The organism is Curvibacter sp. CHRR-16, assembly GCF_018474005.1.
Taxonomy (GTDB): domain Bacteria; phylum Pseudomonadota; class Gammaproteobacteria; order Burkholderiales; family Burkholderiaceae_C; genus Allorhodoferax.
On sequence record NZ_JAHCSH010000008.1, the window covers coordinates 42151 to 65601 of the forward strand.

At 53.5% G+C, this 23451-nt stretch carries 23 protein-coding genes and 1 tRNA gene; 16 read left to right on the forward strand and 8 right to left on the reverse strand.

The features are described from left to right. Position 1 precedes the first annotated feature (1 nt). The 16 genes from KIK84_RS15575 (at position 2) to KIK84_RS15650 (ending at position 15429) form a co-directional block, all read left to right on the forward strand. Complete coding sequence (locus KIK84_RS15575) at positions 2 to 967, forward strand: glycosyltransferase family protein (protein ID WP_214124042.1); 966 nt, start codon at positions 2 to 4, stop codon at positions 965 to 967. Beyond that, positions 968 to 2332 carry a B12-binding domain-containing radical SAM protein gene (locus tag KIK84_RS15580; protein WP_214124043.1) on the forward strand — a complete coding sequence of 455 codons (1365 nt, stop codon included), beginning with the start codon at positions 968 to 970 and terminating at the stop codon, positions 2330 to 2332. It abuts the gene before it with no gap. Beyond that, positions 2325 to 3194: an SDR family oxidoreductase gene (locus KIK84_RS15585; RefSeq protein ID WP_214124044.1), complete on the forward strand. Its 870-nt coding sequence runs from the start codon at positions 2325 to 2327 to the stop codon at positions 3192 to 3194. The genes KIK84_RS15580 and KIK84_RS15585 overlap by 8 nt, the downstream gene beginning before the upstream one ends. A 5-nt stretch (positions 3195 to 3199) precedes the next feature. After that, positions 3200 to 3589 carry a cupin domain-containing protein gene (locus KIK84_RS15590; RefSeq protein ID WP_250208040.1) on the forward strand — a complete coding sequence of 130 codons (390 nt, stop codon included), beginning with the start codon at positions 3200 to 3202 and terminating at the stop codon, positions 3587 to 3589. Beyond that, entirely contained in the window at positions 3573 to 4520 is a 948-nt protein-coding gene (locus KIK84_RS15595; RefSeq protein WP_214124046.1) for a UDP-glucuronic acid decarboxylase family protein, read from the forward strand. Before KIK84_RS15590 ends, KIK84_RS15595 begins: the two co-directional genes overlap by 17 nt. After that, positions 4513 to 5463, forward strand: coding sequence for a glycosyltransferase family 2 protein (locus KIK84_RS15600; protein ID WP_214124047.1), 951 nt, complete (start codon positions 4513 to 4515; stop codon positions 5461 to 5463). Before KIK84_RS15595 ends, KIK84_RS15600 begins: the two co-directional genes overlap by 8 nt. 48 nt (positions 5464 to 5511) lie before the next feature. After that, positions 5512 to 6618 (forward strand): glycosyltransferase family 4 protein, encoded by a 1107-nt coding sequence (locus KIK84_RS15605; RefSeq protein WP_214124048.1) that lies wholly within the window; start codon positions 5512 to 5514, stop codon positions 6616 to 6618. Further along, positions 6615 to 7574, forward strand: a complete 960-nt coding sequence (locus KIK84_RS15610) for a GDP-mannose 4,6-dehydratase (protein WP_214124049.1) — start codon at positions 6615 to 6617, stop codon at positions 7572 to 7574. Before KIK84_RS15605 ends, KIK84_RS15610 begins: the two co-directional genes overlap by 4 nt. 101 nt (positions 7575 to 7675) lie before the next feature. Beyond that, complete coding sequence (locus KIK84_RS17015) at positions 7676 to 8074, forward strand: DapH/DapD/GlmU-related protein (protein ID WP_250208041.1); 399 nt, start codon at positions 7676 to 7678, stop codon at positions 8072 to 8074. Next, positions 8071 to 9252 (forward strand): glycosyltransferase, encoded by a 1182-nt coding sequence (locus tag KIK84_RS15620; protein ID WP_214124050.1) that lies wholly within the window; start codon positions 8071 to 8073, stop codon positions 9250 to 9252. Before KIK84_RS17015 ends, KIK84_RS15620 begins: the two co-directional genes overlap by 4 nt. Beyond that, the gene (locus tag KIK84_RS15625; protein WP_214124051.1) at positions 9249 to 10406 is read left to right on the forward strand and encodes a glycosyltransferase family 4 protein; all 1158 of its coding nucleotides are present in this window, start codon (positions 9249 to 9251) and stop codon (positions 10404 to 10406) included. The genes KIK84_RS15620 and KIK84_RS15625 overlap by 4 nt, the downstream gene beginning before the upstream one ends. Next, positions 10406 to 11212 carry a glycosyltransferase family protein gene (locus KIK84_RS15630; protein ID WP_214124052.1) on the forward strand — a complete coding sequence of 269 codons (807 nt, stop codon included), beginning with the start codon at positions 10406 to 10408 and terminating at the stop codon, positions 11210 to 11212. Before KIK84_RS15625 ends, KIK84_RS15630 begins: the two co-directional genes overlap by 1 nt. 17 nt (positions 11213 to 11229) lie before the next feature. After that, positions 11230 to 11979: a glycosyltransferase family 2 protein gene (locus KIK84_RS15635; protein ID WP_214124053.1), complete on the forward strand. Its 750-nt coding sequence runs from the start codon at positions 11230 to 11232 to the stop codon at positions 11977 to 11979. Then, the gene (locus KIK84_RS15640) at positions 11976 to 12914 is read left to right on the forward strand and encodes a UDP-glucose 4-epimerase family protein (protein WP_214124054.1); all 939 of its coding nucleotides are present in this window, start codon (positions 11976 to 11978) and stop codon (positions 12912 to 12914) included. Before KIK84_RS15635 ends, KIK84_RS15640 begins: the two co-directional genes overlap by 4 nt. Further along, positions 12911 to 13471 carry a sugar transferase gene (locus tag KIK84_RS15645; RefSeq protein WP_214124055.1) on the forward strand — a complete coding sequence of 187 codons (561 nt, stop codon included), beginning with the start codon at positions 12911 to 12913 and terminating at the stop codon, positions 13469 to 13471. Before KIK84_RS15640 ends, KIK84_RS15645 begins: the two co-directional genes overlap by 4 nt. A gap of 362 nt (positions 13472 to 13833) precedes the next feature. Continuing rightward, a complete protein-coding gene (locus KIK84_RS15650; RefSeq protein ID WP_502757567.1) occupies positions 13834 to 15429 on the forward strand; it encodes a polysaccharide biosynthesis protein in 1596 nt (531 codons plus the stop codon). A gap of 46 nt (positions 15430 to 15475) precedes the next feature. On the opposite strand, the gene KIK84_RS15655 is transcribed toward KIK84_RS15650, so the two are convergent. The 8 genes from KIK84_RS15655 to KIK84_RS15690 all read right to left on the reverse strand — a co-directional run bounded on the left by KIK84_RS15655 (position 15476) and on the right by KIK84_RS15690 (position 23451). After that, positions 15476 to 15550: transfer RNA gene (locus KIK84_RS15655), tRNA-Arg, on the reverse strand. 40 nt (positions 15551 to 15590) lie between these two features. Continuing rightward, on the reverse strand, positions 15591 to 17357 hold the full coding sequence (locus tag KIK84_RS15660) for a methyl-accepting chemotaxis protein (RefSeq protein ID WP_214124057.1): 1767 nt from the start codon (positions 17355 to 17357) through the stop codon (positions 15591 to 15593). A 100-nt stretch (positions 17358 to 17457) separates the two neighbouring features. Then, entirely contained in the window at positions 17458 to 18738 is a 1281-nt protein-coding gene (locus tag KIK84_RS15665) for a vWA domain-containing protein (RefSeq protein WP_214124058.1), read from the reverse strand. A 55-nt stretch (positions 18739 to 18793) separates the two neighbouring features. Continuing rightward, the gene (locus KIK84_RS16860; protein WP_214124059.1) at positions 18794 to 20419 is read right to left on the reverse strand and encodes a methyl-accepting chemotaxis protein; all 1626 of its coding nucleotides are present in this window, start codon (positions 20417 to 20419) and stop codon (positions 18794 to 18796) included. A 159-nt stretch (positions 20420 to 20578) separates the two neighbouring features. Further along, the gene (locus KIK84_RS15675; protein WP_214124060.1) at positions 20579 to 21079 is read right to left on the reverse strand and encodes a DinB family protein; all 501 of its coding nucleotides are present in this window, start codon (positions 21077 to 21079) and stop codon (positions 20579 to 20581) included. 33 nt (positions 21080 to 21112) lie between these two features. Continuing rightward, positions 21113 to 21946, reverse strand: coding sequence for a putative phage abortive infection protein (locus tag KIK84_RS15680; RefSeq protein ID WP_214124061.1), 834 nt, complete (start codon positions 21944 to 21946; stop codon positions 21113 to 21115). Beyond that, entirely contained in the window at positions 21943 to 22551 is a 609-nt protein-coding gene (locus KIK84_RS15685) for a GNAT family N-acetyltransferase (RefSeq protein ID WP_214124062.1), read from the reverse strand. The genes KIK84_RS15680 and KIK84_RS15685 overlap by 4 nt, the downstream gene beginning before the upstream one ends. A gap of 24 nt (positions 22552 to 22575) precedes the next feature. After that, on the reverse strand, positions 22576 to 23451 hold the full coding sequence (locus KIK84_RS15690; RefSeq protein WP_214124063.1) for an AAA family ATPase: 876 nt from the start codon (positions 23449 to 23451) through the stop codon (positions 22576 to 22578).

The window sequence follows — 23451 nt, forward strand, 5'->3', positions numbered from 1 at the left end:
AATGAAGAAAATCGGATTTAGTCTGACTTGGGATTTGGGGAGTTTGGAGCGAAAAGTCGGTAATGTTCTGGGTGACGAACTCTATGCGCGGAGTTTGGTCAAGGCCATGAAACAGGTCGACCCAACACTTGAGGTTGATGTGTATGCGCCAAATCGCCAGCCAGCGGAGAAGTTAGACGTCATGATTTACATGAACGACAACGCTCCCCGATCTGACTGGGCTGTGAAGTCAGTGCTTTACCTGCAGAACGCGTATGGCGAGGGTGCTGACCGCAAGCTTGCAGCATTGCGCGAGAACGGCTACGACGGCTATGCATTCATTTCACGCAAGTTGCTGGACATGCATCAGGCCGAGGGATATTCCGGTATCTTTTTGCCTTTTGGTGTTGATACCTCTACTTTTTATCCGCGCAAGCCTACGTCTGAATTGGCCTTTGATGTTGCCTATGTCGGAAACGACGTTAAGGGTACGGAGCGCAGTGAGGCGTATTTGGAGCCTGCAGCGGATTTCAATTTCGGCTTGTACGGCAATTGGAGAATTCTGCGTGCCCGCTTCCGAGTCTGGAGGAATTGGGGCTTGCCGAAATATAAGAGGCGGTTTGAGCGTCTGAGTCGGGGGAAGATTCCTCAGGAACAGGTGCCGATACTCTATAGCAGCAGCAAGATTAATCTGAACTGCACCATCCAAGATTGCGTCGACTGGGATGTAATTACCCTTCGAACTTTAGAGGTATTGGCTTGTGATGGCTTTTTGATTTCGGACAGGGTTCCATCTGCCGAAAAACTATTAGGCGACTTTGTAGTGTTTACCGATGGCCACGATGATCTCAGGGGGAAGATCCGCCGTTACATTTCGGATGACGCAGGGCGGGTGGAAAAGGCGCGTGCTGGAGGAAAATACGTGAGGGATCATTTTTCCATTCAGGCGACAGCCGCTAATTTGCTGAACTATTTGCAGGAGATTTAAATGCGAGTTTTATTTGTTAACCCACCGGCTATTCGGTCGGATAAATCGACCCCTGAGAATAGCTTTGAACTTGGCGGTATCCCTTTTTTTCCTTGGCTGAGGAAGATTCCGGGAGCAGGTCGCTTGTGGAGGGGCTTGGGTCTGGGTAAAGGTATTCGTTACGGGGTTCGTGCGGGTTCGCGTTGGCCATGGACTATGGATATGCCACATGAAGGACCGCCTTATCCCTTTTTTATGGGGTATGCGGCATCGCTTGTCGCGGCTGACGGTCATGAGGTCAATATCATTGACTCTGTGGCCGATGAGGAATACAGCTATGTACGCTTTCTTGAGCACGTGAGACAGTGGGCACCGGACTTGATTATCCAAGAATGTGCAACGCCAACCATCGATATTGATTTGTGGATTGCGTCACAGCTCACAAAAATTGCTGACCTAGCTGTCGCAGGGCCTCATTTTACAACCGACGAGATTGTTGGTGAGGTGCAAACAACGCATCCCGAAATCAAATACATTTTACGAGGTGAGTACATTTATGGTGCCCAGCAGTTGGTGCGTGAAATGCGACCGGGTGTGTATGAAGCGAATGTAGTTACTGATGTGGATTCGATTCCGTTCCCATTTAGGAATTATCCGGCGGCGGTTAAGTACTATGACCCGACAATGCCAACACCCAAGCCGCAATTGCAAATCTATGGCAGTAAAGGCTGTCCGTTTAAATGCACGTTCTGCGTTTGGCCTCAAGCCATGTTTCAGAAAAAAGTGTCTTTGCGTGACCCGGAGAAGATTGCTGCGGAAATTCGTGAGGCTGTGGCGCTCAATGGGTATCGCAGTATCTTCTTTGATGATGACACCTTTAATATGGGCACCGAGCGCATCAGTCGATTGTGTGAGTTGTTGAAGGAAATTGGTTTGCCCTGGACCATGATGGGGCGTCTCGATATCTCTCCAGACTGGCTGTACGAGAAAATGGTCGATTCAGGATGTGTGGGTATGCGATTCGGGATCGAGACATTTGATCTGGGTGTACTTGCCAAGGTCAAAAAGGGGATTGAGCGTAAAGATTTCCGAGGAACGTTGGAGCGTTTGAGCACCAACTATCCTAAACTGATGATGCACATTACGATGATGCGCGACATGCCTGGGCAAACTGAGGAGGCCCATCAGCTGGATATGAAGATCATCCACGATATGGGTTTTACGACAGACGATATGCGGCGTAGTTACCAGCTGTCGCGTTGTGCGCCCTTCCCTGGGACGGAGTTGTACGAACAGCTCAAAACCCAAGGTAATGAAAACGTCTTGCAGGATTTTCGTAAGTACGACGGCGGCCAAGAGACAGTGATGAAGGCGATTAATGGCTGATCGCGTTCTGATCCTCGGGGCCAGCGGTTTCATTGGTAGCTATTTGCGGGAGAGTCTGGGCCAAGTTAAACAACGAGTACTCACTGGCACGTATCACAGCCATGAGACTCCGGGCCTAGTTCCGCTGAATGTGCTGGATGTGCATGCAATGCGCGAGCTCATCGGTGAGTCGCAACCTCAGTTTGTCGTGTTCTTGGCTGGCACCAAGGATGTGGAACGGTGTGAGAAGATGCCTGCTTATGCATTGGATCTGAATGTCCAGGCAGTGCGCAACTATGTTGAAGCGTGTCTCTCTCTCAAGGTGCGACCCGTAACGCTGTTCTTTTCAACAGATTATGTGTTTGATGGCTTTGATGGTCATTACAGTCGGAGCAGTTGCGTAGGGCCGCGCACGGTCTATGGGTTAACCAACTTGTTGGCTGAGAGAATCTTGGGGCGATCTAATTTGCCGGGCGTAATTCTGCGCGTCTCGGCCGTGATGGGGAGGCGTGGTGGATTCTTCCGCTGGCTTGAGACGAGTTTGATTGCGGAAGAGTCGATTTCCTTATTCGACAACACCTATTTTTCGCCGACATCCGTTGGGCGACTCTGCCGTTTCGTGGAGAATTGTGCGGCAGGGAGTGGTGGTTTGGGACTTGACGCTGGAATGCGGATAGTGCACTTGAGTGATGCTTATCGTTTGACGCGGTATCAGTTTGGCTGTGCCGTGGCTGGGAAGTTGGGTAAACCTTTGACATTGCTGCAACCTAGCTTGGCAGATTTGAGTACTACAACTTTTCAGTCAGATCTTTCTTTGCTGCCCGATGGGGTGAAGGCTTTTCGGCCTTCGCATCAGTGGGATGAACTGGGGGAAATTTTTTGAGTGATATGTACCGTATTCTTCCGCGCTATTTCGAACACAAGGATGCCCGTGGATCCATTGCAGGCTTGTTGAATGTCGGTGTCTGGCGGGAAATGAATCTTATCGCTTCAGACGCTGGGGCGACGAGGGGGCATCATTACCATAAGGAAACACAAGAGTGTTTTGTCGTCCTTGTGGGGAAAATTCATGTCGTTTTTCGGAGGCCGTTGGCAGGCAGTGGGTGGGAACAGAAAGAGCGCATTTTCGTCGCAGGTGAAGTGTTCATTGTTGAACCAACGGTGGAGCATACCTTTCATATCCTTGAGGCTTCGCAATGGATCAATCTATTGAGCAAGCCGGTGGATACAGACCAGCCCGATTTCCATAAATATGCAGGCGATGAGGCAAACACATAAAGTTTTGGTCACGGGTGGTGCTGGTTTCTTGGGCTCGCATCTCTGTGATCGCTTGCTCGAGCGAGGTGAAGATGTGCTCTGTGTCGATAACTTCTTTACTGGCAGCAAGCGCAACATTGAGCACTTACTGGGGAACTCTCGTTTTGAGTTGATGCGTCACGATGTGACCTTTCCGCTTTATGTAGAGGTGGAGAGAATATTTAACCTCGCTTGTCCTGCCTCTCCGGTTCACTATCAGTTTGATCCGGTTCAGACAACCAAGACCAGCGTTCATGGCGCGATCAACGTGTTGGGTTTAGCTAAACGAGTCAGGGCTCGTGTCTTACAGGCCTCTACAAGCGAGGTCTATGGTGATCCGGAAATCCATCCACAGCCGGAGAGCTATTGGGGTAGGGTGAACCCGATAGGGGTTCGTAGCTGTTACGACGAAGGCAAGCGCTGTGCGGAGACACTCTTTTTTGACTATCACCGCCAGCATGCTTTGGAGATCAAGGTAATGCGAATTTTTAATACCTATGGCCCGCGTATGCATCCCCAAGATGGACGAGTTGTGAGCAACTTCATAGTCCAAGCTCTTCGAGGTGAAGACATTACGATTTATGGCGATGGTCAGCAGACGCGCAGCTTTTGTTATGTTGATGATTTGATTGACGGCATGTTGCGGTTCATGGACAGTCCTGCCGATTTCACGGGGCCAGTAAATATAGGTAACCCTAGTGAGTTCACCATGCTGGAGTTGGCTGAAAAGGTGCTTCGTCTTGTGGGTGGAGCATCCAAATTGGTGTATTTACCCTTGCCATCCGACGATCCCAAGCAGCGTCAGCCGGAGATCGCATTAGCTAAGTCCCAATTGGGGTGGCAGCCCAAGGTTTGCCTACACGATGGTCTCAAAGAGACGATTTCTTATTTCAGGAAATTACTGAGTGAATGATTTCATGCTGACGACGCCAGTCGCCTTCATCATTTTTAATCGACCCGATACAACGGCTCGTGTGTTTGCGGAGATTGCCAAGGCTCGCCCTCCTAGATTGCTTGTGGTAGGTGATGGCGCGCGGGCCAATCGTCCTGATGAAGCAGAGCGCGTAGCGGCTACCCGCGCCATCATTAATGCAGTGGATTGGCCCTGTACTGTGGAGACCAATTTTTCAGAAACTAATTTGGGGTGTAAGCAGCGCGTTTCAAGTGGAATTGATTGGGTTTTTGAGCGCGTCGAAGAAGCGATCATTCTTGAAGATGATTGTTTGCCTGAACCGTCTTTCTTTCGGTTTTGCCAGGAGATGCTGGAGCGCTATCGCGCCGATAAGCGAATCGGCATGATCAGTGGTGACAACTTTCAGGATGGGCACCAAAGAAATGGAGACAGCTACTACTTCTCGAGGTACTCCCATATTTGGGGGTGGGCATCTTGGCGAGACCGCTGGCAAGATTCTTATGATGTGAATCTGACTATCTGGCCGTTGTTACGCGATCAGGGGTGGCTGAAGGATGCTCTGGGGTCGGCGATCGAAGCTAAGGTGTGGAGCAGCTTATTTGATCGGATGCATGCTGGACAGATTGATACTTGGGATTTTCAATGGGTGTGCGCTAATTTTGTGCATAGTCGCTTGGTAATTCTGCCGAATGTCAACTTGATCAGCAATATAGGATTTGGTGATGGGGCTACGCATACAACGCATGTCTCCGAGTTGGCGAATATGCCTGTCACCCCAATGAATTTCCCTCTGACTCATCCGCGCGTGATGGTTCGAGATGCACGGGCTGATTTGCGTACTTTCCATTCCCAGTTTCATGTGCCGTTTCATCTCAAGGTGTTTCGGAAACTACGCAAATTGCTAGGGGGTATGTCCTTTCGAACCTCGACCAAATCGGTGTAGTGACAATACAGTCTGTTTGTTCAAGGGGCCTAGAGTTACACGGCAAAAATGAACGTTATCTTCGATTACCAGATCTTTGCCGAGCATGAGTACGGTGGCATTTCGAGGTATTTCCGAGCTCTGGCAGAGGAGTTGTGCGCGCTGCCCTCAATCCGTGCGAAGATACTTTCCCCTTTATATGTCAATCGTTATGTCCGCAGCGCTCCAGCAGACTTAATTGCTGGCGCTTATGTTCGTCCTGGGCGTGGGCGGCGGCGCCTGATCTTGGCCACGAGCGGATTGGCATTTAGGGCCTCGTTGCCCTTCTTTCGACCTGATATTGTTCACGAGACCTACTACGCAGGTCGCCCTGCTACTTATCCCAGTAGGGTCAGGAGAGTGTTAACTGTTTTTGACATGATCCACGAGCGCTGCGCTCAAGATTTCGACTCGGCGGAGCAGTTTTCGGCCGCCAAAGCAAAAGCTATTCAGCGTGCGGATCATTTATTCTGCATCTCGGAATGCACGAAGCGAGACTTGATGGATATCTTGGGAGTACCTGCCTCCAAGATTACGGTGACCTATCTCGCAGCTGATCCCCTGCCGCTCCCCCAATATGCGGCTTCAGAGTTAACGGGTGTTTCACCATACCTTTTATATGTGGGGGGGCGAGGCGGATACAAAAACTTTGACAACCTGTTGAAGGCCTATGCAGCATCGTCTTGGTTGCATGAGAACTTCCGGCTGGTTTGTTTTGGTGGGGGGAGATTTAGTCAGGAAGAATTGCAGGCTTTCGTAGATTTGGGACTAAGCGCAGGCCAAGTGGTTCATGTAGGCGGAGAAGATGAGGTAGCTGCAGCCCTCTATCGAGGGGCCGCAGCATTTATTTACCCTTCGCGCTACGAAGGCTTTGGCATTCCTCTACTGGAAGCGATGTCACTGGATTGCCCTGTCATCTGCAGTAGTGCAGCGTCGATTCCTGAAGTGGTTGGTACTGCCGGTGCGTACTTTGATTCGCACCAAGTAGATTCCATCCGGGATGTACTGGAGAGTACTTTGCAATCTCGGGATACTTTGACAAAACTGGTTGAAACGGGGCGAAGGCAGCGAACCCTCTTTTCTTGGTCGCGATGTGCTGCGGAAACGCATAAGATCTATCAGGAATTGATGAAATGAGAGCATTGATCTGCGGCATAGCAGGGCAGGACGGCGCTTATCTCGCGCAGCTATTGCTACGCAAAGGTTACGAAGTCTGGGGAACATCACGGGATGCCCAAATTTCGACGTTCGGCAACCTCAAGACTTTGGGCGTTGCAGACAAAATTCATCTTTGCTCGATGGCTCCAACAGATTTTCGAAGTGTCTTAAATGCCATGGTCCGCTCAACGCCGAACGAGGTTTACTTGTTGAGTGGTCAGAGTTCGGTGGGGTTGTCCTTTGAGCAGCCTGTGGAAACACTTGAGAGTATTTCTGTCGCAACGCTTAATCTCCTTGAGGCGATTAGATTCTTGGGGGGGGAAATCAAGCTATATAACGCCAGTTCGAGTGAATGCTTTGGGGATGTGGGGCGGGAGGCTGCGAATGAAATGACTCCGTTTAGACCTCGCAGTCCGTACGCGGTAGCCAAGGCATCGGCGCACTGGATGGTTGCAAACTATAGGGAATCGTATGGGCTGTTTGCAGTGAACGGGATTCTGTTTAATCACGAATCACCTCTTAGACACCCACGCTTTGTCACCAGAAAGATTGTTGAAGCAGCGTTGCGAATTGCGGCGGGCTCTCACGAGCAGCTTCGGTTGGGGCGGTTGGATATCGTGCGCGACTGGGGGTGGGCTCCTGAATATGTGGATGCAATGTGGCGCATGTTGCAGCAAGATTCACCTGAGGACTATGTGATTGCGACGGGAGTACCTACTGCACTGAAGGAGTTTGTGCGAGTTGTCTTTGATGTGGTTGGGTTAGACGCTGAAAAATATGTAGTATCAGACCCATCGTTTTTTCGCCCCTCGGATATCGACTGGAGTTTTGGGGATCCTCAGCGTGCGGAACGGCAGCTTGGTTGGCGAGCTGATGTTAGGATGCCCGATATCGCAGCACGATTGGTTGAAGATCTTCAAAAGAAGCAGGTATGAAAGCTTGGATTCGCCATTGCTGCAATCTACTTATGATTCCATTGCCGCCTACGCGTTTGTTTTTCTTGCGCAGGATGCTATTGAGGCTCGCGGGGATTGAAATGCACACTTCGGCCAATTTTTGCGGTCGTGCATGGATATATGGGCGTGGTCAACTGAGTATCGGGGCAAACTCATGGATCAGTCCCGGGGGGATTATCCACACGCACCCAGACGCACAAATCGTCATTGGGGCGCGCTGTGACATCGGTCCTGGCGTGGAGATTCATCCCGGTAGCCATGAAATTGGTACGGGTGAGCGGCGAGCCGGTGCCGGTACCGCCGCGCCTGTGATTGTCGAAGACGGTTGCTGGATTGGGGCGCGCACCTTAATTTTGGGCGGAGTCACTATAGGAACAGGATCGATAGTGGCTGCCGGCTCTGTGGTGGTGTCCGATGTCCCGCCTCACACATTGGTTGCGGGGGTGCCAGCAAAAGTTAAGCGTTCCTTGTCACGATGACGCCGCGTTTGCTGATCTTGTGCAATGCTTTCGATGATGCAACTCGTATCGAAAGAGGGGTCACAACAGATAGCCCCGCGGGCTCACGTAAAGTGTTGCTCTTAGCGCAGGCGCTGAGAAAAGGTGCAGTTAGCCCTTGGGTCTTGAGCTTGGGGCGTGGACGTGCTGGCGGCAAAGCTAAGTTTTATCGAGCTTGTGTGCGTCGCATTGGCGGAGTTCCCGTCGTTTATGCGCCTTTCGTGACGGTGCCGGTGTTGTCCGAGTTTGTTTCGTTGGTCGCGATGATCCCAATTGTGCTCCGCCTGCGTAAGGCGCGCATCAAAGGAGCCCTTTTTTACAACCGATTGACGGCGTACCTTCCTTCGCTGTTCGTAGCAGCGGCGTGCGGGTACCGTCGCTTTCTCGACCTTGAGGATGGCGAGGTGCGTGCGGGCCAGCCTTCGTTACGCGCCCGTGCGCGTGCCGTTGTCGGGCGCATCTACGATAGGATGTGCCCGGATGGTGCTCTATTGGCATGCAGTGCTTTAAACGACTGGACCAAAATTCGTCCGACCCTGTGCTACTATGGTACGGCAGTAGGGGATGCATCAGTGCAGCGATTTACCAGTGGGCGCCTGCACATACTGATGGGAGGTGCCCTACTGCCAGAAACGGGAGCCGATCTGCTTATCGACGCGATTGGTCAGTTGCGGGTTGCGCAAGCTCCATGGGCTCAAAACATACAGTTTGAAGTCACTGGTCAAGGTGTGAGTCTCGCCCGTTTTCGTGAACTAGAGGTTGACCAACGATTCCCGCTCGTTCGTGTTCATGGCCGCACTACCGACAAGGTATATCGCCAAATCTTGGCGAGTTGCGATGTGGGATTGGCCCTGAAGCTGAACGAGGGTGCTTTAGCGCACACCACTTTCCCTTCCAAGGTAATTGAGTTTGCTGCCGCAGGGTTGCTGGTTTTGAGTACAGATATCAGTGATGTGCGCAAGGTCATGGGCGAAGACGGCGCGGTATATCTTCGCAAAGACGATGCAGGCGCATTGAATGAACTTTTTGAGTTGCTGCTGATGGCGCCAGACCGCGCAAAGGCGATTGCTCAAAACGGCTTCATGCGTGCCCAAGAGCAGTGCGATCCTCTGCGCGCGGGACAGACCATAGCTCGGTTCTTGTTTGGGGAGCAGCTGTGAAGTCAACTCCGGGCTTCATCACGTGGCAGCCGGTTTTGACTGACCACCAAGCGTACACATATCTTGCGCTTCAGGAGCGATCGGGGCGGCCCGTCGTTTCTTATGTGACCGCAAGGGAAGACGAGGTGCGCCGTGCACAGGGCTGGGCAGAGACTCGCGTAGATACTGTCGCGAGAGTGCTGGTGCCCAAGCGGGGGTTTTTGAAGTTTTTCTGGCATGCACTGCGTGACCATCGCGAGCAAGTTCATGTCTTCGCAAGCCCGTTCCAACAGCCCAAGTTGATGCTCGTTTTGTTCCTAGCCGTCTTTATGCGGCTGGATGTTTATCTCATTTCGGAGCCGTATTCACCCATCAGCGACGGCTACTATGCCGACCATCAACGATGGCGTGCACGCTTCAAGTCCAAGCTGAGGCCTATTCTCTATCGCTTATATGCCTTGTTGCTCGGGCGTCGTATCCAAGGGATTTTTGTTATATCGCAGCTGGCCGCGACGCAGTACCAAAGGGCCGGCATCCCGGCCGACAAGCTTCTGCCGTTTGGCTACTTTGTTCCGAAGACTGCGCCTGTCCCGAATTCGTCTTTTGCAGGGAACGAGCGCGTAAGGTGCATTTTTGTTGGAAGTCTTATTCGCCGCAAAGGTATTGACCTTCTGTTGACTGCGATGGCCGAGTTGCACCGCAGAGGGGTGCCGTGTGAGATGGACGTATATGGCCCAGGCGATGCCAGATTGCTGCAGGGCTGTCTTGGCGTTCGGTACTGCGGATCAATCCCGTTTGGTCATGCCCAAGCTGTAATAGCGCAATACGATCTTTTCGTTTTGCCCAGCCGGCACGATGGTTGGGGTGTAGTCGTCAATGAGGCCATTTGCGCGGGTGTGCCTGTTTTGTGTAGTGATCGTACAGGCGCGGGGGATATGGCGGTTGCCTTGGGCGCAGCACGGCTTTTCGTGAGCGAGGATCTGGATTCCTTGGTACGAGAGATGGAGGTATTAGTCACCCGCCGAGATGTACTGGCTGCACTAAAGCAGGCCACTGTGGCGGCTGCGAGCCAACTGCAACCGGAAGTGGCCGCCGACTATTTCCTTGCGTGTGTGCGTGCGCCGCAAAATGCACGAGCGCGGTTGCCGTCGCCTTGGTATGGAACTGCAAAGTAATGCGATATTTCCCTTCCTTCAAGGCATTTGGTGATCTGGTGATTGCATGTCACCACCTGCGCCATCTAGATGTCAAGGACGATGTTTTACTGTGCGCAAATCATTTGCGCCCTTTGCTCTATGCTTTGAACTACTCACGACCCGTCAAGTGGCTAGACGATCAGTTGGAAGGAGTCCCAGCCTTGTTTGACATACGCAAGCGAGGTGCGTACGCGGCGATCCAGAGTGCTTGGTTTTTGCGGTGGGCTGTGCGGGATGCGACATCTCCCGGCGATGTCGTGGTTTTCGATCGAAGCGGTTGGCGCCAGCAATGGGTTTGCGCTGGGCGACAGATTGAGCAGATTGCTTCAGGTGAGGCAAATATTTATCTGGATTATGCAAAGTATTTCGGACTAAAGGTGCCACTCGTTGAGTCCCCAGTCATGGTGCATAACTTGCAACGCATAGGCATATTCCCCGACAGTCGCGTGGCGACCAAACAGATCCCCGAAGCCGTGGTTGCGCAGATGGTGGATGCACTCAAAACATTGGATGTTGAGGTATGTGTGGTGCGCGCAGGACCGCACAGCGAAATCAATACTTTTGAGGATCTGGTTTCAACCGTGCAGACGATGGACGCAGTCGTTTCCGCTGACAGCTTGCCTGCGCATCTTGCTGAATATTGGGGACTCCCCGTGTTTGTAGTGACGCCTCAGCCGAATCTGTACTGGTTGCCCCAATCCGCATTCCTGAAGGGGGCCTATGCGCTCTTTCCCACCTCTGTTGCAGCCGTTACGTCTTGGGTCGATCCTAGGCTGTCTAATTAGGTATAAGCCTTATCGCCATGAAAATTACCGTTATCACGGTTTGCTACAACAGCGCCGCAACTATTGTCGACACACTGCAATCTGTCGCTTCGCAGGAGACGGCTGATATCGAGCACATCATTGTTGATGGAGGGTCGACGGACGGAACGCAGGCGTTGGTTCACCAGCATGCTCGGGAGGGCTACCGCATGCTGTCAGAGCCTGATCAAGGAATATACGATGCCATGAATAAAGGTGTTTCCATGGCGAGCGGGGATGTAATCGCTTTTTTGAATGCGGATGACGTGTATGTTGGGTCACACGCGCTGATGCAGGTCGGCGACTACATGTCAAAGACAAATGTAGATGCTTTGTATGGAGATACGGAGTTTGTACGTCCTGATAATTTGAACAAACCTATACGTCGATATCGCTCCGATCATTTCAGTCCTTCCAAGATAGCCTGGGGTTGGATGCCGGCCCATCCAGCACTATTTCTGAGGCGAGAAATTTTTGAGCGATACGGCAATTTTTGTGTCGACTACCGGATTGCGGGTGATTTTGAATTAGTGGCACGCATATTCCATAAAGGTGATGTGACTTATAAGCATATCCCGCAAGTGATGGTTCGAATGCGTACTGGCGGGGTTAGTACGCGTGGCTTGCGAAGCATATTTCTACTGAATCAAGAAGTGCTGCGGGCCTGTAAATCCAATGGGATACACACGAATTGGTTCATGATTTTGTCAAAGTATCCAGCCAAGTTGATTGAGTTCTTGCACCGATGAACATACTTGTGACTGGTGCCCGTGGCTTTATTGGCACGGCACTTAGATCCAGACTGGGTGATATGCCTTACCAGGTGCTCTCCGTGGTTCGAGGGGGGGGCGGACATGGGGCGGCAAGTTCAATTGCGAGCATTGATGCAATAACAGATTGGTCGAAATTGCTCAAAGGGCAAGAGGCTGTTGTGCATCTTGCTGCAAGAGTGCATGTGATGCACGATCAAAGCGCCAGTCCCTTGACTGAATTTCGGCGCGTTAACACTGAGGGTACGATCAATCTTGCTCGTCAAGCTGCACAGGCGAATGTCAAGCGATTTATTTTTATCAGTTCAGTCAAAGTCAATGGCGAGTTCACCGTATTTGGTAAACCATTTACTGCAGATGACATCCCAGCACCATTAGATCCTTATGGTGTGTCAAAGTACGAAGCGGAACAGCAGCTACGCCAAATCGCTACTGAGACGGGTATGGAGGTGGTGATTATTCGCCCCCCCCTGGTTTACGGACCTGGAGTGAAGGCCAATTTCGCATCGATGATGCGCTACGTTTCACAAGGTTGGCCTCTACCATTGGGAGCTGTTACCGACAATAGGCGTAGCTTTGTTGGTTTGGATAATCTAGTTGATTTGATCGTCACATGTCTTCACCATCCTGCAGCAGCGAACCAAACCTTCATGGTCAGCGATGGCGAGGATTTGTCGACAGCAGATTTATTGATGCGCATAGGTGGGGCTATGGGTAAATCTCCCCGTTTACTCAAAGTGCCCATTCCTTGCTTAAGCTTGGCATCCACGATTTTGATGCGACGTAACATTTATCAGCGTCTGTGTGCATCTTTGCAGGTCGATATCCGAAAGACACAGCAAATCTTGAGCTGGACCCCGCCAGTCTCTGTGGATGACGGGCTGCGTAGCACCGTCAAAGGACTAAGCCCATGAAACGTGCGCTCGATTTATTCTTGGCCTTGTTGCTCACGGGGTGTCTAGTTGTTCCAGTAGTGGTGCTGGCACTTGCCGTGCGGCTTACTTCCCCCGGCCCAGTCTTGTACTGGAGTGACCGAGTTGGCCGCAACAACCGCATTTTCAAAATGCCCAAATTCCGCAGCATGCGGATCAACACTCCGGCGGTAGCGACTCATTTGCTGAGCAACCCCGAACAGTGGCTGACACCGATTGGCTCTTTTTTACGCAAGTCAAGTTTGGATGAGTTGCCGCAACTCTGGAGCATTCTCAAAGGTGACATGAGCTTTGTGGGGCCTCGCCCAGCGCTGTTCAACCAAGATGATCTGATTGCACTCCGAACTGAGAAAGGGGTGCACAAGTTGGTACCAGGGCTGACTGGGTGGGCGCAGGTCAATGGGCGTGATGAACTTCCAATACCTCAGAAAGTGCAGTTGGATGCTGAGTATTTGCGCAAACAAAGCCTGTTGCTGGATTTGAAAATACTGTGGATGACGGCCGTTAAGGTGTTGTACAGAGATGGAGTCTCGCATTGATACGACATCTCAAAAAGCTGGCTACCCCGGTTTTGGCATTACCAAGGGCGGGGAAAAGATTCGTCGCTTTAACAGTTGATTTGAGCCTGTGTGTACTAACGGTATGGATGGCTTATTACCTGCGCTTGGGTGATTTCATCAGTTTTACGCATCCCAGTGAATGGTCTCAAGGCCTTCTTAAGGCAATTGCAGTAGCTGTTTGCACAGCACTTCCCATCTTCATCACTTCTGGTCTCTACCGAGCCATTTTTCGCTATAGCGGATGGCCAGCTCTGCTAGCGGTTGCTCGCGCGGTGGGTGTTTATGGCCTGTTATACGCATCGATTTTTACGGCCATTGGCGTTGCGGGCGTACCGCGAACCGTGGGCATTATTCAACCGATATTGCTTCTGCTCTTTGTGGGCGCATCACGGGCCTTGGCGCGGGTATGGTTGGGGGATCAATACATCGGAATCCTGAAGCAAGCCTCTCGGCCCAAGGTATTGGTTTATGGCGCAGGCACCACAGGTAGGCAGTTGGTGGCCGCCATGGCCAATAGCCACGAAATGCAAGTGGTGGGTTTCTTGGATGACGATGACCGTTTGCATGGTCATGTACTCAACGGACAACCCATCTACAACCCCAGCGATTTGGTCAATTTAGCCAGCACACTCCACGTCAGCGACGTGCTCTTGGCCATGCCCAGCATAGGTCGCAAACGCCGCAATGAAATACTGGCCCAAATGCGCACGGCCCGAGTCAGTGTGCGCACGTTGCCCAGCATGACGGATTTGGCCAAGGGCAAGGTAAGCATTTCCGATGTGCGAGAACTCGATATTGACGACTTGCTGGGGCGCGAGCCGGTGATGCCCAACCACATTTTGTTGTCGAAAAATGTCGTCGGTAAAGTGGTGTTGGTTACCGGCGCGGGCGGTTCTATCGGCAGTGAGCTTTGTCGGCAAATTTTGGCGGTGGGCCCAGCCAAATTGTTGCTGATCGAGCAAAGTGAGTTCGCCTTGTATGCCATCCATCAGGAGTTGGAGGAGAAGAGCGCTGAAGGCCATACAGTATTGGTGCCTTTGCTGGCTTCTGTACAGGATGAGGATCGCATGCGCGAGATCATGTCCACTTGGCGTCCAGAAACGGTGTACCACGCAGCTGCTTACAAGCATGTCCCGCTCGTAGAGCACAATCCCGCGGCAGGTATTAAAAACAATGTGTTGGGGACACTACGTACCGCCCAAGCAGCCGTCGACAGTGGCGTGACGGACTTTGTCCTCATCAGCACCGATAAGGCTGTTCGTCCAACCAACATCATGGGTGCTAGCAAGCGTTTGGCCGAGATGGTTCTGCAAGCCTTGGCGGCCACTAGCTCGCAGACCAAATTCAGCATGGTGCGTTTTGGCAATGTATTGGGGTCTTCGGGTTCCGTGGTGCCCCGCTTCAGGCAGCAGATTCGCGATGGTGGCCCCATTACCCTGACACATCCCGACATCACCCGCTACTTCATGACCATTCCCGAGGCATCGCAGCTAGTCATCCAAGCCGGTGCTATGGCTCAGGGAGGGGATGTGTTTGTGCTCGATATGGGACAGTCCGTCAAAATTATGGACTTGGCACGTCGTATGGTGGAGCTTTCTGGTCTGACGGTGAAAGACGAGCATAACCCCGAAGGGGATATTGCTATTGAAATCACTGGCTTGCGTCCTGGTGAAAAACTCTACGAAGAGCTTTTGATCGGTGACAACCCCAAACCCACCTTGCACAGCCGCATCATGAAAGCCCATGAGGAGTTCATACCTTGGGAAAAGTTGGAAAGTCGCCTACACGCATTGGAAATCGCACTTAATGCGAACGATGTGACCGTGATACGCATCATGCTGTCGGAGCTGGTGACAGGCTACCAACCCAATCAAGACATCGTGGACTGGGTTTATTTGGAGCAAGAGGCTGGGCAGACCGTGTCTGCCAACCTGTAAGCCAAAGCTGCTGAACCTACAAACACCGCCGCTATCATGCTAGATATGGTGCCCCCGACAGGAATCGAACCTGTATCTGCCCCTTAGGAGGGGGCCGTTCTATCCATTGAACTACGGAGACACGCGAGGCGCAGAGTCTACACCGGGCGTGCCCCGTACTTTCAGAAGGTTTCCCACTCGTCGTCCGTTGCTTTGCTGGCGGTTGGTGTGTGCGAAGCCTGCGCTTTGGCTGGCGTACTGGCTGCAACGGAGGGCTGTGGTTTGCTGGTCAGGTTGCTAGCTTTACTGTGAATTTTCGGCTTGGTGCTTGTTGATGTCCGTTGGACAGGGCTAGCGTGGTGGGTGCTTGACGCAGCAGGGACGACTCCCGTAGAGGGGTTCAGTTTGAACACGTCGACCGCGCTGACCAAGCTTTCTGCTTGTGTTTTCAAGCTCGTAGCTGCGGCAGCCATCTCCTCTACCAAGGCAGCATTTTGCTGTGTGGCTTGGTCTAGCTGGCTTACCGAACTGGCGACTTGGCTAATGCCTGTTGTTTGCTCAGCGGTGGCCGAACCCATTTCGTTGATCAAGTCACTCACGCGTTTGACCTGCTGCACTATATCGCGCACGCTTTCCCCTGCTGCGGCCACATGCTGGTTGCCCGCATCGACTTTCTCGGTGCTGTTGGTGATGAGGGTTTTGATCTCTTTGGCCGCATCCGCACTGCGCTGAGCCAAGCTGCGCACTTCGCTGGCCACCACGGCAAAGCCGCGTCCTTGCTCGCCAGCCCGGGCGGCTTCTACCGCTGCATTCAGTGCCAAGATGTTGGTTTGGAACGCAATGCCGTCAATCACGCTGATGATTTCCACAATCCGGTGTGAGCTTTGGGCAATCTCTTGCATGGTGCCCACGACGCGCTCCATAGCCTGTCCCCCCTGCTGCGCCGCTGCACTGACCGATGCCGCCACCTGTGTTGCCGTGCGCGCGGTTTCTGCGCTGTGCTGCACCAAATTATTCATTTGTTGCATGGCGCTGGAGGTTTGTTGCACATTGGCCGCTTGGTGTTCGGTGCGCACGGACAAATCGTGGTTACCCATGGCAATTTCTGACGAGCCAGTGAGTATTTGCTCGCTGTTTTGGCGCACGGCTTCCACCACCGAGCGCAGTGTGTGGCGCATGCGGCGCAGGTCATTGAGTAGTGTGGCAATTTCATCCTTGCCGTTCGATGCCTTTTGCGTGCGCAAATTGCCTTCGGCCACATAGCCTGCAATGGCCAAGGCTTCCTCAATCGGTGCGGTAATAGAACGTGTCACCACTATCCCCAAAACGGCAGCACCAGCCATTGCGATGAAAGCCAACAGCAGCATCACCGATACGGTGGTGGAAAACGTGGTTTGCGACTCTCCAAAAGCGTGCTCTCCGCCCTTCATGTTCAGGTCAACCGCCTTGTTGGCTGCTGCAATGGCGGCTAGCAACTTGGGGCCTGTTTGGTAGATGTTTTTGTCGCGTGCCTCGGCCAAATTGCTGTCATCTTTGGCTGACAGGGGAATGGTTTGCTTGGTTAGCTCCAGATAAGCCTGCCAGTTGCTTTTAATGGCATCGAATTGTTCCTTCTCTTCGGGCGAAGAAACGAGTGGCTCGTAGTTCTGAATGGCTTTATTTACCAGCTCGATGTTGTCTTGGAAGCGCTTGATTTGCACTTCCTTCTTGTCCGTGGCGGACTCTAGGATGATGCGTTGCTCCACACGACGCGCTACATTGAGCTTGTCCATCACTTCACTGACTGCCTTGACGCTGGCCAGCCAATCGGTTGCCAGTTCTTTCACATTGCTGTTGCTTTTGTTCAGTCCGGCATAGCTAAAAACAGAGCTGATGAGCATCAGGATAACAATGATCCCAAAGCACACAAACAAGCGTGTGCGAATCGTGATGGAACGGATCCAGTCCATAGTGATTTCTCCTTGCTAACGGCACCATGTTTGGTTGCTTCTGTTGCTGTTTTACCCTAAAACAGCGCATCACGTTAGATTGAATGGCTGGAAAAGTATGCTAAAGGTTACGAATTGCTTCTTCTAACCCCTGTAGGGTCAGTGGGTACATCCGGCCTTGCATCAGGTCTTGCACCAAGGCAATGCTTTGGCGGTACTGCCACACGCCCTGTGGCTCGGGATTGATCCACACATGGTGGCTAAAGTGTTCACACAGGCGCTGCAGCCAAGCAGCGCCAGGCTCCTCGTTCATGTACTCCACGCTGCCGCCGGCCTGCAGGATTTCGTACGGACTCATGGTCGCATCGCCCACGAAGATGAGTTTGTAGTCGCGGTTGTACTTGTGCAGCACATCCCACGTGCTGGTGCGCTCGCTGTGGCGGCGTTGGTTGTGCTTCCACACATAGTCGTACACGCAATTGTGGAAGTAAAAAAACTCCAAATGCTTGAACGCCGTTTTGGCTGCGCTGAACAACTCGGCCACGCGGTGCACGTGCTCGTCCATGGTGCCGCCCACATCCATCAGCAGCAGCACCTTCACCTGGTTGTGCCGCTCGGGCACCATGTGGATGTCCAGCCAACCCGCATTGGCCGCCGTGCGCTCTATGGTTTGGGGCAAGTCCAACTCGGTGGCCGCACCTTGGCGGGCAAACTGGCGCAGGCGGCGCAGTGCCAGTTGCATTTGGCGGCTGGTCAGTGCGCTGTTCTCGTCGTAGTCAGCGTAGGTGCGCTGGTCCCACACCTTCACGGCCGTGCGGTTGCGCCCCTTGTCTTGCCCTATGCGCACGCCAGCCGGGTTGTGGCCATAGGCACCAAAGGGCGAAGTGCCACCCGTGCCTATCCACTTGTTGCCGCCCTCATGGCGCTCTTGCTGCTCGCGCAGGCGCTCGGCTAGCGTTTTCATCAACTCATCCCAGCCCAGCGCCTGCAGCTGCGCACGTTCCTCGGGGCTGAGCACTTTTTCTAGGTTTTTGCGCAGCCACTCTTCGGGCAGGGCGCGTTGCAGGTCGGGCAGGCTTTCCAGCCCATAAAAGAAAGCGCCAAACGCCCGGTTGAACTTGTCGTAGTGCTTCTCGTCCTTGATGAGGATGAGCCGTGCTAAATAGTAGAAGTCATCCAAGCTCAGACCGTAGTCGTCGACCTCATCACCTGCTACGGAGGTGTTTTTTGCTATAGTTTTTGTAGCTGCTGCAGCTTGTCCATCAAGCTCTGCAGCCATTTTTTGCATGGTTTTTTGCGGCCCAGCTACACCCCGCTGCAAGGCTTGCAGCAGCGTCAGGTACTCCGGTGTAGAAACCGGCAGGCCTGCGTGGCGAAGGGCGTAGAAAAAGTCCAGCAGCATGGAGGTAGAGCGTACACCCAGTGTTGTACGCCAAACGCGCTTGCAATCAAACAGCTTATGCCGACATGCGTGTCAAAGCTAAAAATGACGAGGGGTTTGCCGTCTCATTGAGCTTGAACACCCCCACCGCCTGCACCAACTCATTGGCCTGACTCTTGAGGCTGGCTGCCGCCGCTGCCATCTCCTCGACCAAGGCCGCGTTTTGCTGCGTCGTCTGGTCTATGCTGCCTATGGCCTCTCCCACTTGGCTCACCCCTGCGCTTTGCTCTGCGCTGGCGGCGCTGATCTCGCCCACGATGTCGGTCACTCTGCGGATGCTGCTGACCACCTCTTGCATGATCTGGCCTGCTTGGTCTACTTGGGTGGAGCCTTGTTCTACCTTTTCTACGCTGGTGCTGATCAATGTTTTGATTTCTTTGGCCGCTTCGGCGCTGCGCCCTGCCAAGGCGCGCACTTCACTGGCTACCACGGCAAAGCCTCTGCCTTGTTCGCCTGCGCGGGCCGCTTCTACGGCAGCGTTCAGGGCCAGGATGTTGGTTTGGAAGGCGATGCCGTCGATGACGCCGATGATGTCGGCAATCTTTTGGCTGCTGGTGTGGATGTCGCGCATGGTCTGGACCACTTGGGAGACCACTTGTCCGCCTTGGGTGGCGACGTTGCTGGCGTTTTGGGCCAGTTGGTTGGCCTGGGAGGAGCTGTCGGCGTTTTGCCGTACGGTGGAGCCTAGCTCTTCCATGCTGGCTGCTGTCTCTTCTAGGGCGCTGGCTTGGCTTTCGGTGCGGGAAGAGAGGTCTTGGTTGCCGCTGGCTATTTCGGCACTGGCGTTGGCTACCGAGTCGGAGCTGGTGCGCACTTTGCTCACTACCTGAATCAGGGAGTCTTGCATGCGGGACATGGCGGCCAGTACGCTGGCTTGAGCACCTTCGGTAACCGTGATCGATTGGCTCAAGTCGCCATCGGCGACACGGTTCACCAGCGTAACCAGTGCATAGGGATCCGCTCCCAATGTTTGGCCAACCTGGCGAGAGACTAAGTAGGCCACGCCAATGGCTATACCAATGGCCACCACGCATACGCTGAGCATGATGAGCAACCAGGTGCTAACGGCTTGCTTCACAGTGGTGACATCTTTATTGGCCGATGCACCGAGATATGCAGCATAGTCCTGCACCGTTTGTGTTAGGGCCTCCAACAAAGGTTCGCAGTCGGTATTGATTTTCTGTGTAGCGCCCTCTCTTTCTCCTTTGCTGGCCAATTCCACAATGGCCAATGCAATCGGGGCATAGCGGGCCTCGATCGATTCCAACTTGCTAAATAGTGCGCTCTCTTCGGCACGGACATCACTGGTACTCAACACGCTGCGGAGTACTTGCATGCTTTTGGTCATTTGTTGGTGGCTGTCGACCGCCATCGTTTTTCCCGATTGCAGCATGTCGGGCGTGCTCGATAGCACCATGTTGCGCACCCCTATCGCGCGCAAGCTCGAGGCCGAGCGGATGCTCAGAACGAGGTCTTTTCTGGCAGCCGTTGTATCGACAAACGTCGTGAAATTAGAGGCAAATCGCTCCATTGCATACATCGCAGTGGCAGCGGTTAACAGCAAAATCAGAACCAGCACGCTGTAGCTGGTGTACAGCTTAGCTTGCAAAGACCAAGGAGTGTGTTGATGCGTAATGCTCATACCGATGCCCCACTGAACCACGCTGCAAGCGGTGGTTTTTATATTGCCTCACCTGACGCGAAATGACTTTAGTCATGTGCTGGTCAGAAAGATGTTTCATTTGTTAAATGAAACGTAGCATTTGTTATGGGTTTTCTGTGGGTTATGAGCACAAAGTGTTCAGTGCGTCCTCCGCTGCGGCTCTTGCGTATGCAGCATGCGTGTGAGCAGTTCGCGCGGTGGTGTCAGTCCCGCATCCTTGAGCATCTGGCTCACCTGTCCCCGGTGGTAAGTGCCGTGCGCGTGCAGGTGCAGCAGCATCTCCAGCCGCGTCATGTTGCCCCGGTCGCCGTCGGTAAAAGTAAAAGTTACCGCCTCTTGCAACTTATCTGTGCTGATGCGCCCCGCATAGTCCTTGAGCCACGCAGCCGTATCGGCCATGTCCCACGACAGTTGCTCAGGGCTGGGCGTCTCGGGCGTGTTGGTGGCGGTGTAGCCGTGCTGCGCGCCCGTCAGGTGGGCGATGAATATCTTGTCCACCACATGGATGTGGTTCATGAGCCGGATCGCCTTGTGGTGCGCTGGCTGCTTCGCCGCATCCACAGGCGCGCACAGCACCGCCATCATGTCGTTGTCGGCCCAAGCTTTGTAGTCGAAGAGGGAGGGGAGAATGGGAGTCATGGGGAATTCGCCTGTGTGTTCAGTGCTCGGCTTTTACTTCGCATGGGTGGCAGCAAACTTACGGCCGAAAACTGCTGGGCTGAGCACTTGCTCAACACCTTTACGAAAACCGCTTCTAGGAAGATGTTTTAGCAGCCCATACTTTTCGACCAAAGGGATCATCTTCTTTCCCTCATCGTCCAGCAATATATTCAGTGCAATGATCTCCAGTTGTGGGCGATTGAGCTGAGCGCGAAATAATTTCATGTACCGATACTGTTGATCGCCAAGGAGTGAATCAGCTTCGCTCAATATCCGATACACGATACGAAAGTAGTGGTTGTATGTAAGGTTCGGTTGATGCTCCCGCCATGGCACTTTGCCACCTTGAATCAAGCATTCCATTGAGGATTTATTGCCTTGGAATTCAAGAAGGTTCTTTACGTCTTTTGGCATGTTGAATACCCAACTTGCAAAAGCTGCTTTTCCTCGAATCTCGACTTTTTCTTCATGAAGAAACATTGATACAGAATCCTCCACCCGTTGATACAGCGTCAGCAAATCAAAAAACCGCTGCTCTTGACGTTGTTGTTCTGCTGTTTTTCCTTGTTCTTTTAATGCCTCTTGCGTTTCACGCAATTCTGTCTTCTGCAGTTCCCACACCTTGATTGCCACGATAAGCGTGAAAAGAGAGATGAGGGGGTTCATGAGCCCGCCTACGTAATCACCGAAAGTCCCCCAGCTTCCAATTTCAATTACAGGTGTGGTCTGCAGGGCGTTACAGAAGTAAGCAGCAAGAAGGAGTACAAGGATGATCAATAGCCCTTTGGGAAAACTATTGAGCCATTTGTTGTCCGATTGCTCAAAAATTCCGTTTTTCTCTGTCATTGGTATTTCCTCAGCAAGTACAACAAATGCGCCTTGGCCTCGGGCCATTCGCCGTGGGTCATGCTGTACATCACGGTGTCGCGGATGGTGCCGTCGCGGCGCAGGGTGTGGCCGCGGATGACGCCATCTTTCTTGGCGCCCAGCCGCTCGATGGCGGCTTGGGAGGCGTGGTTGTAGTTGTCGGTGCGCCAGCCCACCACCTTGCAGCCCAGCGTGTCAAAGGCGTGCGTCAGCATCAGCAGCTTGCAGGTGGTGTTCACGTGGCTGCGCTGCACGCTTTTGGCGTACCACGTGTAGCCTATCTCCACACGGTGGATGGCAGGCACGATGTCGTGGTAGCTCGTCGTGCCCAGCACGCGGCCGGTGGCAGCGTCTTGCACGCAGTAGGCCAGGCGGTTGCCGGCGGCGCGCATGCTGAGCGCAGACTCGATGTAGGCCACGGTGTTCTCCGGCTCGGGCACGGAGGTCACGCGGATGTTCCACAGCTCGCCATCAGCAGCAGCGGCTTGCAGGCCTTGGGCGTGCTCCAGCGCCAGCGGCACCAGGCGCACGCCGTTCAGTTCCATGGGGGTGGGGCGGATGAAGGCATCAGCGGTGTAGGTCATGCTTGGTGTGTCCTTGGGGTTGTTTTAGCGGTGGTTGCGCTGCATGCCCAGCAGCTTGTCCAAGAGGCGCAGGTCGTGTTCGTTTTTCAGCAGCGCGCCCACCAGCGGTGGGGTGCTTTGCTGGGTGGCGGCTTTGTCCAGCGCGGTCATGGCATCGCTGCTGGCCATGAGCAGGCGTATCCAGTCCAGCAGCTCGCTGGTGGAGGGTTTTTTCTTCAGCCCCGGCATGTCGCGCACGGTGTAAAACAGGCGCAGCGCGGTTTGCAGCAGTTGCGATTCGATCTGCGGGAAATGCACGTCCACGATGCGCTGCATGGTGGTCGCGTCGGGGAACTGGATGTAGTGGAAAAAGCAGCGGCGCAGGAAAGCATCGGGCAGCTCTTTTTCGTTGTTGCTGGTGATAAAGACCAGCGGGCGGTGCTTGGCGCGGATCAGCTCGCGCGTCTCGTAGCAGTAAAACTCCATGCGGTCGATCTCGCGCAGCAAGTCGTTGGGAAATTCAATGTCCGCCTTGTCGATCTCGTCGATCAAGAGCGCCACCGGCTGGTCGGCCGTGAAGGCTTGCCACAGCACGCCGTGCACGATGTAGTTGCGGATGTCGCGCACGCGCTCGCCCAGGTTGTCTTGCCCGGCGGCATGGCTGACTTGCGCCATTTGGCTATCGCGCAGGCGGCTCACCGCGTCGTACTCGTACAGGCCTTGCTGCGCTTTGGTGGTGGATTTGATGTGCCACTGCAGCAGCGGCATGTCCAAACTGGCGGCCACTTCCTCGGCCAGCATGGTTTTTCCGGTGCCTGGCTCGCCTTTGAGTAGCAGCGGGCGCTGCAGGGTGATGGCGGCGTTGACGGCCAGTGTCAGGTCGGGCGTGCAAACGTAGTGGTCGCTGGCGGTGAATTGCAT